Below are 15,057 nucleotides of genomic sequence, written 5' to 3'. Positions count from 1 at the left end.
CTATTATAACATCCTCAAGGCAGTTTTAATCACTTGCTCCACAGACAGTAAGGGAGAATTTTTCAAAATGGATAATACCGCTTTTTGCGAAGCCGCTTTTTGAAAACCCAACATCACCAAGGCGGCAACGGCCTCTTCCGTAACAGCAGCATCACCTGCAGCGGAAATGACCTTATCGCTCATTCCATCCACCGGTTTCACCTTGTTTTTCAGATCCACTAAAATACGTTGAGCCGTTTTCAAGCCAATACCTTTGACACCTGTCAAGGCCGCTTCATTTTTGGAAGTAATGACCTGAATCAGTTCTTCCGGCGGCAGGGAAGAGAGAATCATACGTGCCGTATTGGGTCCTACACCGGAGACGGAGGTGAGCTGCAAAAACAATTCACGTTCCAATTTATCGGAAAAGCCGAATAAGAGATGGGCATCTTCCCGGATCACTTCATAGACATAAATTTTCCCGGTAGATTGTCCGTTGTATGCACTATACGTATTCAGTGAAATATGCAACGCATAGCCTATTCCGGCGCATTCCATAATCATATGAGCAGGGGTTAATTCGACAATTTCACCCTTTATATATTCTATCATTTATCTCTCCTCTTTGTGATTCGTACCTACTATAACGCAAAATTAACTAAAAGCGTATATGAAAAGGGAAGAAAAAAAAGACATTTTATCCTTCTTTCCCCAACAGACATCCTTTCATTTTCCGGTTATTGCTTCCAGAATCCCGGGACCAGTATGGTCAGTATGGTAAATATCTCCAGACGCCCCGTAAGCATCAGAAAAGAAAGGAACCATTTGGAGACCACCGGCACATCTGCATAATTACCGACAGGACCGATCGCACCTAAGCCCGGTCCTATATTACTAATGGCAGAAACCGCCGCACCGACAGACTCTTCAAAAGGCATACCATCCAAAGCTAAAACCATACAACTTAGTATAATCAAAACGATGTAAGCAAAAATAAAAGCCAATACCCGGTGTACGATTTCGCCGGACACGACATGCCCGTTCATCCGTACCGGAATAACCGCATGCGGGTGGGTCTGTTTCTTAAATTCGTTGGACAGGTTTTTGGTCAGGATAACAAAGCGTCCCATCTTCAACCCGCCACTGGTAGATCCGGCACATCCGCAGATAATCATCAACACCAGGGCGATCAACCAAAAGAAGCCCCCCCATTCCAGATAATCCGTCGTAGCAAAGCCACAGGTCGTGATCAAGCTTATCACCTGGAAGGCCGATTGCCGGAAAGCGGCAGGCAGTCCGGTAGCAAAGCCATTGTACAACAACCATACAACAGTGATACCAACAGCCGTTATAACAAAGAAAAAGAACCAACGAAACTCTTCGTCTTTGAATAATTTCCGGGGCTGCCGGTTGAAACAAAAATAGATCAATGTAATATTGGTCGCCCCAATAAACATAAACAACATCACGATATAATCCACATAAGACGAATTCCAATAGGCTATACTGGCATTCTTGGTAGAATAACCACCGGTAGAAATAGTGGTCAACCCATGATTCAGAGCATCATAAAAATCCATAGGACCAGCCCATAAGAGTCCGATCAGTAAGATGGTAAGAAAAATATAAACACCCGAAAGCCGTTTGGCCACCTGCGTCACACGCGGACGAAAACGCTCGTGCGTAATACCGGGCGTTTCCGCATCGAACATCTGAGCCGCTCCCCCGCCGATGATAGGCAGTAAGGCCACCGTAAAGACGATCATGCCGATCCCGCCCTGCCACTGGGTCAGGCTGCGCCAGAACAAGATGCCCCTCGGATACGATTCGATATCCGTCATAATAGACGAACCGGTTGTCGTGAATCCGGACATAGTCTCAAAATAAGCATCTGTTATATTGTCGATATACCCTCCCAGGTAAAAGGGCAACATACCGAATAAGGAGAAAAGAATCCAGGTCAAGGCTACCGTCAACATGCCTTCCCTGCGGCCGACATTCAGCTCATTGCCTTTGGAGCCAATCAGATGAAAAAGAAAGCCGACACCCAACAATACCCCACTTGAGATAAGAAAGGCCATAAAGTCACCGCCTTTGTAGACAAAGGCGACCCATGTTGCCAACAGCATAAAAAATGTCTCTAGAAAGAACATATGCCCCAGCATCTTGATTATAAACCGGAAATTAACCATATTCGCTTACCTTCTCTTTTTGTCTGTTCTCAATTAAAATAATCTTCCAATTTACGCATGGCCGAGTCCAGGCAGAACACGACCACATGGTCATACGCCTGGATTTGTGTACTCCCGTTCACCAGCATCGGTTCCCCATCCCGGATGATTCCTCCCAGGGTCATGTCGTGGGGAAGACGCAGGTCTTTGACCGGCTTGCGGGTAATCTTGGCCTTCGGGCGGGCGATCAATTCGGCCACATCCGCATTGGCAAAGGTCAAGCATTTGACATTGGATACATCCGCATCGAGCAAAAACTGATAGATATAACTGGCTGCGATCAACTTTTTGTTGATAACGGCACCAATATCCATGCTCTCGGCCAAGGAGATATAGTCCAAATTCTCGATCTTGGCGATCGTTTTAAAAACACCATAGCGTTTAGCAGCCAGGCAAGCCAGTATGTTGGTACTTGCATTTTCCGTTAATGCCACGAAAGCCTGGGAGTCTTTTATGCCCTCCTGTTTCAATAATTCCATATCGCGTCCGTCACCATTGATTACCAAGACATTGCTCGGCACGACTTCTGCGATACGGTGACTTTTCTCTTTATCTATTTCGATGAGTTTGATCCGGATATTATTGGGCAGGTACTGACAGGCACGAATAGCAATACGGCTGCCTCCCATGATAAATATCTTCTTCACCTCCGGATCCTCTTTGCCTGCCTGCTTACGCACCTCTTCCACATGCGCCTTGGTGGTGGTAAAGAAAAGCAGGTCGCCCGCTTTTATATAATCATTTCCCCGGGGTATAATCGTTTCGTTCTGTCGTTTGATAGCGACAATATGATATAACTTATCCTCACTGGGCAGCTCCATGATTTGTTTATCTACCAACAATGAGTTTTCCCGTATCTTCACCCCGATCAGAATGATGGCACCTCCGAACAGTTCCCAATACTGCCGGGTCCAGGGACGGCGTATGTCGGAGACAATCTCTTTGGCGGCCAACATCTCCGGATAGATCATGGCATTGATGCCCAGATTCTCGAAAAAATCTTTGTTTTTAGGCAATAGGTATTCATAGTTATTGATACGGGCCAAGGTCCTGCGCGCACCCAGGTTATGTGCCAACATACAAGCCATGACGTTGGTTGTTTCTTCGGGGGTGACACTGACAAACAGGTCCGTATTTTTAATACCTGCTTCTTCCAGGTTTTTCAGAGAGGTTGGATTGCCGATCATGGACAATATGTCCATATTCGAATTCGGAAAAACAAGGCGTTCCTCATCCGGATCCATCAATACGATATCCAGCTTTTCCTGAGACAACATCTTTGCCAGATGGGTTCCCACTTCGCCTGCACCGGCAATGATAATTTTCATATTCTCTAACGATTAGCGATTTATTATTAGGACTAACGTTCAGCCGTCAACGAAGAAAAGGTATACCCCTTTTCTGTCAATCGTTTATTGCGCATCGTTAATCGTTCTTTTTATTTGTTCGGCTATGCTGCCGGCATCCATGCCACATAGTTTGTATAATTCCGCAATGGAGCCGTGTTCCACAAAGTGATCACCCACTCCAATACGCTGCAGATGAGGGGTGTATCCGTTTTCAGACATAAATTCGATAACGACCGTTCCCAATCCGCCTTGTTTGACTCCGTTTTCTACGGTGATAATCTTTTGGAAACGCTTGCCTACTTCATGCAAGAGTTCCTCATCGATGGGCTTGAGGTAGATCATATCATAATGAGCCACCGACAAACCTTCTTTTTCCACCTCCTCAATCGCTTTTATCACCTCATTGCCTATCGGCCCGATAGAAAGGATGGCTATATCTTTTCCTTCATGCAACTTCTTCCCTTTTCCAACAGGTAAAACCTGCATTTTGTTCCGCCAGTCTTTCTTTTCGCCTTTACCACGGGGATAACGGATCACGAAAGGACCATCAGCGGCAATATACGCCGTATACATCAGGTTGCGCAGGTCGATTTCATTCAAAGGAGAAGAAATGATCAGATGCGGAATGGGACGCAGGTAAGCCAGGTCGAATACTCCGTGATGGGTCACCCCGTCTTCACCGACCAATCCGGCACGATCCAGACAGATCACGACATGCAGTTTTTGCAAAGCCACGTCATGAATCACCATATCATAGGCCCGTTGCATAAAGGAGGAGTACACATTACAAAAAGGAATCATGCCTTCTTTGGCCAGGCCGGCAGAGAATGTAACTGCATGCCCTTCGGCTATGCCGACATCGAATGAGCGTTTCGGAAACGCTTTCATCATAAAACACATAGAGCTGCCAGACGGCATAGCAGGTGTTATTCCCACGATCCGCTCGTCCTGTTCAGCCAGTTCCACCAGGGTATGTCCGAATACATCCTGATAGAGTTGGGGTTCATCCAGCTTTTTGGGCAGGATACGCTGTCCGGTTTCTTTATTGAATCTGCCCGGAGCATGCCATTCGGTGGCAGATTCTTCGGCCGGCTTGAAACCTTTTCCTTTTTTTGTTTTAATATGCAACAGGGTAGGTCCCTGCAATCCTTTTATATCATTCAACACTTTGACCAGGTAATTCACATCATGGCCGTTTACCGGTCCAAAATAACGGATACTGAATCCTTCAAACAGGTTGTGTTGTTGGGTAAGCAAGGCTTTCAGACTGTTGTTAAAACGCAGGATGTTGCCCCGGCGATCGTCATTGATGAGTTTCATCTTTTTCAACCCCCGATACAGGTCATACCGCATTTTGTTATAGGTCTGGCTGGTAGTAATATCCACCAGGTATTGACTCATACCACCGACACTTTGATCAATGGCCATATCGTTATCGTTCAGGATAATCAATAAATTGTTCGGGTTGGCCGAAGCATTATTGAGTCCTTCGAAAGCCAAACCGCCTGTCATGGCTCCATCTCCTATGACAGCAATGACTTTCCGGTCTTCTTCCTGCAAATTGGAAGCCACCGACATGCCCAAGGCTGCAGAGATAGAGTTGGAAGCATGTCCGGCAATAAAAGCATCGTATTCACTTTCTTCCGGATTGGGAAAACCGCTGATGCCTTTGAATGTACGCAATGTTTGAAAAGCGTCCCGTCTGCCGGTCAGTATCTTATGCCCATACGCCTGATGCCCCACATCCCACACGATGCGATCGTCAGGGGTTTGGAAGACATAATGAAGCGCTACGGTCAATTCAACTGTGCCCAGACTGGCTCCCAGATGCCCGGGGTGCTCAGACAATACATCAATAATATATTGACGCAATTCGTCACACACCTGTGGAAGTTGGCCCGGAGCCAATTGCCTGAGATCATTTGGGTAGTCAATCTTTTTCAACAGATTTTCGTTGTTGCTTTCTGACATAATCACACAAATTTGGGGCAAAAGTACGGAATAAAAGGCAATCTTAATAGCCGCCTGCTATAATTTTACTACCGGGCAGAGGCAGGGGTATAAAATTGCTGACGTATGTCGGCAATTGTGCTGACATATGTCGGCAATTGTGCCGACGGCTATCGGCAATTTTGCCGACAATTGTCAGCAATTTTATAAGTCCGGAAACAGAAGCCCTATGAACCCGTTCACGGGAAGTGAAAAACTATTAAAACACATATTATTCCGGAGAAAGTATTAACTTTGCAACTTTATATGACTGAACAAAAATGATACTATCAACGTTGACAGCGATATCGCCTGTAGATGGGCGTTACCGGAACAAAGCCGAAAATCTGGCTGCATACTTCTCAGAATATGCCCTTATCAAATACCGTGTACGTATAGAGGTGGAATACCTTATTACGCTTTCCGAATATTTACCCCAGCTGAGTGCGTTAAATAACGCAGAGATAAAAAACGAACTGCGGAAACTTTATACAGAATTTACCGAACAGGATGCGCTGCGTGTCAAAGAGATCGAAGGGGTAACCAACCATGACGTCAAAGCGGTTGAATATTTCATCAAAGAAAAGACTAACACCTTGTTGTCTGAACAATACCATGAATTTATTCATTTCGGACTGACTTCACAGGATATCAACAATACATCCGTGCCTCTTTCTTTCAAAGATGCCTTGACGGAAGTGTATTATCCGGGATTGCAGGAAGTAATCGATTTATTGAAAACAAAAGCGGAAGAATGGAAAGACATTCCTATGTTGGCTAAAACACATGGACAACCGGCCTCTCCTACCCGCCTGGGTAAAGAAATAAGGGTCTTTGTCTATCGCTTGGAACAACAGATGGAACAAATGAAAACCATACCGTTATCTGCGAAATTCGGTGGTGCCACAGGTAATTTCAACGCCCATCACGTGGCTTATCCGGCATACGACTGGAGAACATTCGGTAATCATTTTGTCAATGATGTATTGGGATTGAAACGGGAAGAATGGACTACCCAAATCTCAAACTACGACAACCTGGCGGCTGTTTTCGATGCATTGAAACGAATAAACACGATCCTGATCGACCTGAACCGTGACTTTTGGCAATACATCTCTATGGAGTATTTCAAACAAAAGATCAAAGCCGGTGAAGTAGGCTCTTCAGCGATGCCGCACAAAGTGAATCCGATCGATTTTGAAAATGCCGAAGGAAACCTGGGTATGGCCACGGCTATCCTGGAACACCTGGCGGGCAAATTACCGATATCCCGTTTGCAACGAGACCTGACCGACTCTACCGTCTTGCGAAACATAGGAGTGCCTATGGCGCATATCGAAATTGCATTCAAAAGTTTAACAAAAGGCTTGAGTAAATTGTTATTAAATGAGAAGGCCTTACACGAAGACCTGGAGCTTTGTTGGGCAGTCGTGGCGGAAGGCATTCAAACCATTTTAAGACGGGAAGGTTATCCGAAACCTTATGAAGCATTGAAAGCATTGACGAGAACAAACGAAGGTATAACCGAACAGTCTATCAAGCAGTTTATTGAGACATTAAATATAGATGATAAAGTAAAAGCAGAATTAAAGGCTATAACGCCATATAATTATACAGGTATATAATATATTGTTTAAGTGTTAATGAATGAGTGCACCGTGAGGTTGCCAAAAAGTAATTAATTAATTGATTTACGAAAATGAGTACAGAAGAAAGAGATGAATCTCAACCGCGTCCAAGAAAAGTGATACCCAGTATCCGCAGAGAGAACACAGATCAGGAAGGGGAAAGAAGACCTTACAATCAAGGCTACAACAGACCCGAAGGAAACAACTATGAACGGAGACCCTATAACCCATCCAACGACCGGGGAGGTTATAACAGACCTTACGGAGACAACCGTTCTTCGTATGGTGAACGCCAATCTTCTTACGGAGACCGCCCGAGACAAGTGCGTGGCTACGACAACCGGGAAGGAGGAAACTACAATCGCCCTTCCTACGGCAATAACCGGGGAGGAGGATACAATAACCGCCCTTCCTACGGGAACAATCGCCAAGGAGGATATAACCACTCGGATGGCTATGGTAACCAGGGAGGATACAACAGACCCACCCGCAATTACGACGATCACGGTGGCGGAAGAGTCTATTCGGCCACTCCGGAAGAAGGAGGACAGGATGGACTGAAGAAAAGAAGACCACGCGTGGGAGACCCCCGTCCCAATGCGTATGACAACCGGGGAGGCGGACGTCCTTCTTATGGAAACAATCGCCAGGGAGGATACAACCAAGGGGGATACAACCAAGGGGGGTACAATCAGGGAGGATACAATCGCCGTCCCAACAACAATTACCGGACGAATGATTACAACCCCAACGCCAAATACAGCGTACAAAAACAATTGAAGTACAAAGAAGTATTGGCAGACCCGAACGAACCGATCCGTTTGAATAAATTCCTCTCCAACGCCGGCGTGTGCTCACGTCGTGAAGCCGATGAATTTATCCAGTCAGGAGCTGTAAAGGTAAACGACCAGGTAGTGACTGAATTGGGAACAAAGATTACGCGTCAGGACAAAGTGATGTTCCATGACCAACCGGTACAGATCGAAAGCAAGGTGTATATCGTGTTGAACAAACCCAAAAATTGCGTGACAACATCCGATGATCCGCAAGAACGTTTGACCGTAATGGATCTGGTAAAAACAGCTTGTACCGAACGTATTTATCCGGTAGGACGTTTAGACCGGAACACGACCGGGGTATTGCTGCTCACCAACGACGGTGACCTGGCATCTAAATTGACCCACCCTTCTTTCAAGAAGAAAAAGATCTACCATGTATGGTTGGATAAAAATGTAGCCATCGAAGATATGGAGAAGATAGCCAACGGCCTGGAATTGGAAGACGGTGAGATTCACGCCGATGCAATCAGCTATGCCAGCGAAATGGACAAGAGCCAGGTAGGCATCGAGATCCACTCGGGACGCAACCGTATTGTACGTCGCATCTTTGAATCATTGGGATACCACGTGGTTCGCCTGGACCGGGTTTATTTCGCCGGATTAACCAAAAAGAATCTCGGACGTGGCAAATGGCGCTATCTGAACGAAAGAGAAGTCAACGCGCTTCGCATGGGTGCTTTTGAATAAACAACAGCCCCACTAACCTCCCCCAAAGGGAGGATTTGAATAAAAAACAGCTTAGTTTAGCCTCTTTTAGCCTCCCCTTGGGGGAGGTTGGAGGGGCTTTTAATAATAAAAATATGGAAACAATTAGTAGAACAAAGATTGTAGATGTGCTGAAAAGCGATGCATTCGGCACCACCGTTAATGTGAAAGGATGGGTACGTACCCGCAGAGGAAGTAAACAAGTTAATTTCATCGCCTTAAATGACGGCTCTACGATAAATAATGTTCAGATTGTTGTAGATGTAGATACATTTGGTGAAGAATACCTGAAACCGATAACAACAGGAGCTTGTATAAGTGTAAATGGACTCCTTGTTGAATCACAAGGACAGGGACAAAAAGCTGAAGTGCAGGCAACGGAAATCCAAATTTACGGAACTGCCGACCCGGCTACTTATCCCTTGCAGAAGAAAGGGCATTCGATGGAATTCCTTCGGGAAATTGCACATCTACGTCCGCGAACCAATACGTTCGGTGCTGTATTCCGCCTTCGCCACCATATGGCCATAGCGATTCATAAGTTTTTCCATGAGAGAGGCTTTTTCTATTTTCATACGCCAATCATTACAGCATCCGATTGCGAAGGTGCCGGACAGATGTTCCAGGTGACTACCATGAACCTGTACAATCTGGAAAAAGACGAAGAAGGACAGATCTGTTACGATAACGACTTCTTTGGTAAACAGGCAAGCTTGACCGTTTCCGGACAATTGGAAGGAGAATTGGCTGCCATGGCATTGGGATCTATTTATACTTTCGGTCCTACCTTCCGTGCGGAAAACTCCAATACACCCCGCCACTTGGCCGAGTTCTGGATGATAGAACCCGAAGTGGCTTTCTATGAGATTGCCGAGAATATGCAATTGGCGGAAGACTTTATTAAGTATTGTATACAGTGGGCACTGGACAATTGCATGGAAGATATCCAGTTCCTCAACGACATGGTCGACAAGGGCCTGATTGAACGCTTACAGGGCGTATTGAAAGATACCTTTGTACGCCTGACCTATACGGAAGGGGTGCAGATATTGGAAGAGGCCGTTGCCAAAGGACATAAATTTGAATTCCCCGTATTCTGGGGAGCCGATTTGGCTTCCGAACACGAACGCTACTTGGTAGAGGTGCACTTCAAACGCCCGGTTATACTGACGGATTACCCGAAAGAAATCAAATCATTCTACATGAAACAGAATGAAGACGGCAAAACGGTGCGGGCCATGGACGTGCTCTTCCCCAAGATCGGAGAAATTATCGGAGGATCTCAACGGGAAGAGGATTACGAAAAACTGCGTACAAGAGCGGAAGAAATGGGAGTGCCTGAAAAAGACATCTGGTGGTATATGGATACCCGTCGCTTTGGAACAGCTCCGCATGCCGGTTTCGGATTAGGTTTTGAACGCTTATTGCTCTTTGTGACAGGAATGGCTAATATCCGGGATGTGATTCCTTTCCCACGTACACCCAAAAATGCGGATTTCTAAAAAGAAAGAGAATAAAAAAAGAGGCGAAAACCAAATGGTTTTCGCCTCTTTTTTTATGTATTCTTTATTCTTCATTCAAATTAATGGGTATCTGCCGCTTAAATGCCTCTTTGAAAGAGATAAGTGATTCGGTACGCGCCAGCCCCAGGGGTTGCAATTTCTTATGGATAATATGCAAGAGGTGCTGATTGTTTTTTGCATAGATCTTGATAAAAAGATCGTATTGCCCTGTTGTATAATGACACTCCACTACTTCGGGTATTTCTTTCAGGGCTTCAGTAACAGCCGGAAATTGACCGGGAGATTGCAGGTAAAGGCCCATATAGGCACAGGTTTCATACCCCACCTTGGTATTGTCCACAATAAATTCCGATCCTTTGATAACACCCATCGTTGTCAGTTTCTGAATACGTTGATGGATGGCAGCACCAGAGACATTACATTCTCTTGCCACTTCCAGGAAAGGCATACGTGCGTTGCCTATGATTAATTTGAGGATTCTTTCATCCAACTCATCCAATTGATGCTGTGCCATATATTTGTTATATTTGTAGCATAGAGGAAGGTCACGCCTATTTCAAATAAACTTGAACACGTTAGGCTTCCCTCTATACCTGTATTATCGAAAGTCACTCTACTTTCATTTTCATACAAAAATAGAGAATCTTTGACAAATAGCCTATAATACAGGCGTTATTTATTCGGATTCGATACATTTGTCGCAAAGAAAAATAGAGAGACTTCAGAGGCAGAAGCATGTCAAATCATACATACGAGAAGAAGAATGAAGAGAATAAAATGCATCCCTATTACTTCCGCAACAGATCCTTTACTGGATCGTATAGAAAAAACATATACCGAATCCTTTCCGGAAGTAGAACGCAGGGCATTCAAATACGTACGGGACCTGATAAAAGAGGAGCCCATATTTACTGTTTATGCATTAAATAAAGAAGAGATCAATGCGGGGGAAGATACGTATGCCGGTTTTATTACAGCCTGGGATTTTGGTAGCTTTAATTATATCGAGCATTTTGCCATCGACAGTGTCGCCCGGAATAACGGGATGGGCACAGAAGCCATGCATGCATTCTTTCTTACATGCCCAAAACCGATAGTACTCGAAGTGGAAATGCCCTCCGATGAGATGAGCCAGAGAAGAATCGGATTCTACGAACGATTGGGGTTTGTACTGAACAACCATCCCTACCAGCAACCACCCTACCGACCAGGAGAATCTTGGTTCGACATGCTTCTTATGTCCTACGGGAATATGAACTTGGAAACGGCCTTTGAATCGGTGCGAGATTGCCTTTATACATATGTTTACCAGGTGAAAGAAGAAGGATGAGATGAGATGAGAATGAAAAGACAAGTTTAAGGCAATAAAAAAGGCAGAGTAAAAAACTCTGCCTTTCTATATTAAAGTATATTCTCTTTCATTAAAGAGGATTCACGCGAGGTGATGCAGAATAACTGATCTTCAAAGCATACGCTTCACGAAGCGCTTGTTTGATATCCGTTATGATCCCCATCTGTGTTTCCTTATCTGCTTTGATTGAGACGGTCATGAAAGGAGCATCTTCTTCTTTCATACTACCTTTTTCCTGAGCAATATAAGATTCAATTTCCGAAATCTCAGCAAAATTATCATTTAGCTGTACACGGGTAGCTGTACCCATTTGCGCACGGAACTCTTGCATAGGTTCTCCCACGTAAATGAATGTCACCAATGATTTCTTTTCCAGTTTTTGAAGCTCAGTTGCTTGTGGAGAGCGGAACACTACTTTCAATGATACTTCACGCATAGATGTAACCATCATAATGAAGAATAAGAAAGCAAACACCAAGTCAGGTAAGGATGAAGTATTTAATTCGGGCATTTCGCGGCCACCGGCTTTATTAAATTTTCCCATTACTTTCCTCCTCCATAATTTTTAGGCTCAGCTTCAGATATCTTTTGTGGATAAATAGTCTGAACCGCTTTTTGTTGCTCCTCATCTAATTCGGCAAAGATCTTTCCAAATTTCTTTTGGGAAACATCATTTCTCAACTCTGTATAAGCTGCTGCCAACTCATTTTGTACATCAATATATGCCTGATAAGATGTTCCCCGGTCATTCTGTAATGAGATAACGTGATTTTTTGTTACCATCATATTCCCAAAAAGAGGAACGTCTACATCTATCTTCTCTGGCTTATGTTCATCGTTGTAAGGATTTTCAACGAATTCCTTCACTCTGTCCTTCAGTTGCTTGATATCGACATATTCACCTCCACAAAGTATCTGATTAGAACTACTAATCAATACCACCAGCAGGTTTCTCTTTTTAATATCAACATCTTCTTTTTTCTGATCTTTGGGCACGGGTTGTGGCAAACGTCTAGGTAAACCACGGTCTGTATCCATCGATGAGGTTAATAGGAAGAATAGAAGCAACATGAAAGCGATATCGGCTGAAGAAGTAGCATTAATCGATGGTGCTTTTCTTTTTTTTCTTGCCATATAGCTTTTTTGTTTTTTTAAATTATTTATTAATAATTCTCTTCACACTTCCTGCCAGAATAGCCAAAACAACCAATCCGGTCAAAATATAGGTAGAATACAACCACATATCAGTCATTTTCAACCACATAGGAGTATTATATTCTTGGATATCTGCATTCAATCCGGGGATTGGTGTTCCATTACCCATAGTATAGGAAATAAACAACATACCGAAAAACAATACAAGAACAACAAGTCCCATCAAACCACCTTTCGGATTCTGTCTGAAATTAGTTATAAACTGCCAAAGACCAAATAAAACGGTTGCAGCAGCAGTAACTCCCATCAACACATACATCCAGTTAAGCAATAACCCTGTATAGATTGGATTCCACATTTCTCCCTTGTAGGGTTCATCGTCTCCTCCCAAGAAGAACAATCCCAGTACCACTAATGTGATAACAGTACAAGCGATCAGGGTCCAACTTGATATTTTTCTTATTTTAGTAACAGCCATGATCTGTATTATTTTTTAAATTTTACGTAGTATTTAAGGATTGTGTCTACCAAAGTGATAGAAGCATCTTCCATTTGATTCAAGATAGATTCCAATTTGCTCAACAAATAATTGTAGAATACTTGAAGAATCAACGCTACGATAAGACCAAAAATAGTTGTGATCAAAGCCACTTTCATACCACCGGCAACAACCGTCGGGCTGATATCACCTACTTGTTCGATTTTGTCGAACGCCATTACCATCCCTACTACTGTTCCCAAGAATCCCAAAGAAGGAGCCATTGCGATAAACAAAGTAACCCAAGAAAGGTTCTTTTCCAACAAACCACTTTGTACACCACCATAAGAAACAATAGATTTCTCAACGATATCAACGCCTTGATCAATTCTCATTAAACCTTGATATGCAATAGAAGCAATAGGACCTCTAGTGTCACGAGCAATAGATTTAGCTCCTTCTACGTCACCTTTTTCCAGTGCTTCATCAATACCTTGCAACAATTTGTCTGCATTAACATCAGCCAAGTTCAGATAAATGATTCTTTCCAAACAGAAAGCCAAACCAAGCACCAAAGTAACAGCAACCAAACTCATAAAGTCTGCACTACCTTCAATAAACTTGATTTTTAAAGCTTGATGCATACCCGTTTCAACGGCAGCTTCCTGTGCGAATGCAACTGTAGAGGTTCCAAGGGCACATAATCCCAAGAATGCTTTTGCAAATAACTTTTTCATTGTGTGTTCAATTTTTAAGATTAATAATTCTCTTTTTTTATTTTATTAATTTGTTACTAATGCAAATTTATTTGCGGAGAGAGCGGGATTCGAACCCGCGATACACTTTAGGCGTATACACGCTTTCCAGGCGTGCCTCTTCAACCACTCGAGCATCTCTCCAATGAGGTTTTTTTCCTTAAAACGAGCGCAAATTACGAAAAAAATTGTATTTCCAAACGTTTCAGCGCACAAATCTAAAGTTTTTGCACGACATAATCGTAATATCCATCGAATAAAATGAGCAACCCTTGCAAAAAATACAACTATATAGGCATATAAAGGCTTTTAAAGAGTTTTAATGCATTGGAAGAGGTCATTTCTACCGTCTTTTCCAAGGATAAATGATACACCTCAGCCACCTTTTCGGCCGTTTTCCAAATATATGTTGGCTCGTTTCTCTTCCCCCTATAAGGAACAGGTGCCAGATAAGGTGCATCCGTCTCTAACAAGATGTGATGAATATCCGTATGAGCAATGACTTCGGCCAGTTTAGCATTCTTAAAAGTCACGACCCCATTGATGCCGATTTTGAAACCGGGCAGCTTCTTGACTTCCTGCAATTCTTCTACCGTTCCGCTGAAACTATGAAAGACACCCGTTAGTTTGTCGGCTCCTATCTTGTGTATACTATCCAAGACTTCAGGGAAGGCTTCCCGGGTATGAATCGCAACCGGCAGATCCATCGATAGACTCCAATGCAGTTGCTCTTCGAATACAATCTTCTGTTCCTTCAAATACGTTTTATCCCAATAAAGATCTATACCTATTTCCCCAATCGCACAATACGACCTACGGGGCAGAAAAGATTCTATATACCGCAGCTGGGAAGCGTAATCCGCACCGACACTTGTCGGATGCAAACCCATCATCGGATAGGCAAAGATTGGATAACGGTCGCAAAAAGCAAACATCCGATCGACTGTTTCCCGGTCCACATTGGGCAACAACAACCGGCCGATACGGGAATCCATTGCCTGTTGCACCAACAAATCCCGGTCCGAATCAAATTCTTCCAGATAAAGATGAGAATGAGTATCAATAAGTTCCATCG

14 protein-coding genes and 1 tRNA gene are annotated in these 15,057 nt (G+C 43.8%); 4 read left to right on the top strand and 11 right to left on the bottom strand.

Annotation, left to right across the window (positions count from 1 at the left end; translation table 11 throughout):
- Positions 1-3 precede the first annotated feature (3 nt).
- The 4 genes from ruvA to dxs form a co-directional block, all read right to left on the bottom strand.
- Positions 4-591, bottom strand: coding sequence for a Holliday junction branch migration protein RuvA (ruvA, locus tag D0T51_RS08060; protein ID WP_163727700.1), 588 nt, complete (start codon positions 589-591; stop codon positions 4-6).
- Between the two features lie 125 nt (positions 592-716).
- Positions 717-2,171, bottom strand: a complete 1,455-nt coding sequence (locus D0T51_RS08055; protein WP_163727697.1) for a TrkH family potassium uptake protein — start codon at positions 2,169-2,171, stop codon at positions 717-719.
- A 29-nt stretch (positions 2,172-2,200) separates the two neighbouring features.
- A complete protein-coding gene (gene trkA, locus D0T51_RS08050; RefSeq protein ID WP_163727695.1) occupies positions 2,201-3,538 on the bottom strand; it encodes a Trk system potassium transporter TrkA in 1,338 nt (445 codons plus the stop codon).
- A gap of 84 nt (positions 3,539-3,622) precedes the next feature.
- Positions 3,623-5,530 carry a 1-deoxy-D-xylulose-5-phosphate synthase gene (dxs, locus tag D0T51_RS08045; protein WP_163727690.1) on the bottom strand — a complete coding sequence of 636 codons (1,908 nt, stop codon included), beginning with the start codon at positions 5,528-5,530 and terminating at the stop codon, positions 3,623-3,625.
- Between the two features lie 299 nt (positions 5,531-5,829).
- Between dxs and purB the strand changes: the two genes are divergently transcribed.
- The 3 genes from purB to asnS all read left to right on the top strand — a co-directional run bounded on the left by purB (position 5,830) and on the right by asnS (position 10,222).
- Positions 5,830-7,173 carry an adenylosuccinate lyase gene (gene purB, locus D0T51_RS08040; protein ID WP_163727688.1) on the top strand — a complete coding sequence of 448 codons (1,344 nt, stop codon included), beginning with the start codon at positions 5,830-5,832 and terminating at the stop codon, positions 7,171-7,173.
- A 74-nt stretch (positions 7,174-7,247) separates the two neighbouring features.
- Complete coding sequence (locus tag D0T51_RS08035) at positions 7,248-8,702, top strand: pseudouridine synthase (RefSeq protein WP_163727686.1); 1,455 nt, start codon at positions 7,248-7,250, stop codon at positions 8,700-8,702.
- 113 nt (positions 8,703-8,815) lie between these two features.
- Complete coding sequence (gene asnS / locus D0T51_RS08030; RefSeq protein ID WP_163727683.1) at positions 8,816-10,222, top strand: asparagine--tRNA ligase; 1,407 nt, start codon at positions 8,816-8,818, stop codon at positions 10,220-10,222.
- A gap of 64 nt (positions 10,223-10,286) precedes the next feature.
- On the opposite strand, the gene D0T51_RS08025 is transcribed toward asnS, so the two are convergent.
- Entirely contained in the window at positions 10,287-10,757 is a 471-nt protein-coding gene (locus tag D0T51_RS08025) for an Lrp/AsnC family transcriptional regulator (protein ID WP_163727680.1), read from the bottom strand.
- Between the two features lie 249 nt (positions 10,758-11,006).
- Here D0T51_RS08025 and D0T51_RS08020 point away from each other — a divergent pair, with 249 nt between their 5' ends.
- Entirely contained in the window at positions 11,007-11,573 is a 567-nt protein-coding gene (locus D0T51_RS08020; RefSeq protein ID WP_163727678.1) for a GNAT family N-acetyltransferase, read from the top strand.
- 91 nt (positions 11,574-11,664) lie between these two features.
- Here D0T51_RS08020 and D0T51_RS08015 read toward each other — a convergent pair whose 3' ends face one another.
- The 6 genes from D0T51_RS08015 to D0T51_RS07990 all read right to left on the bottom strand — a co-directional run bounded on the left by D0T51_RS08015 (position 11,665) and on the right by D0T51_RS07990 (position 15,055).
- Positions 11,665-12,138, bottom strand: coding sequence for a biopolymer transporter ExbD (locus D0T51_RS08015; RefSeq protein ID WP_163727675.1), 474 nt, complete (start codon positions 12,136-12,138; stop codon positions 11,665-11,667).
- Positions 12,138-12,728: a biopolymer transporter ExbD gene (locus D0T51_RS08010; RefSeq protein WP_163727673.1), complete on the bottom strand. Its 591-nt coding sequence runs from the start codon at positions 12,726-12,728 to the stop codon at positions 12,138-12,140. Before D0T51_RS08010 ends, D0T51_RS08015 begins: the two co-directional genes overlap by 1 nt.
- A 22-nt stretch (positions 12,729-12,750) precedes the next feature.
- A complete protein-coding gene (locus D0T51_RS08005; protein ID WP_163727670.1) occupies positions 12,751-13,227 on the bottom strand; it encodes a hypothetical protein in 477 nt (158 codons plus the stop codon).
- Positions 13,228-13,235: 8 nt separating this feature from the next.
- Positions 13,236-13,964: a MotA/TolQ/ExbB proton channel family protein gene (locus tag D0T51_RS08000; protein ID WP_163727667.1), complete on the bottom strand. Its 729-nt coding sequence runs from the start codon at positions 13,962-13,964 to the stop codon at positions 13,236-13,238.
- A 74-nt stretch (positions 13,965-14,038) separates the two neighbouring features.
- Positions 14,039-14,126, bottom strand: a tRNA-Ser gene (locus D0T51_RS07995).
- Positions 14,127-14,269: 143 nt separating this feature from the next.
- Positions 14,270-15,055, bottom strand: coding sequence for a TatD family hydrolase (locus tag D0T51_RS07990; protein WP_163727664.1), 786 nt, complete (start codon positions 15,053-15,055; stop codon positions 14,270-14,272).
- Positions 15,056-15,057: the final 2 nt, after the last annotated feature.

Origin of the sequence: Parabacteroides sp. 52 (assembly GCF_010500925.1) — a bacterium.
Classification (GTDB): domain Bacteria; phylum Bacteroidota; class Bacteroidia; order Bacteroidales; family Tannerellaceae; genus QVMG01.
This window is presented reverse-complemented; position numbering and strand designations above follow the sequence as displayed.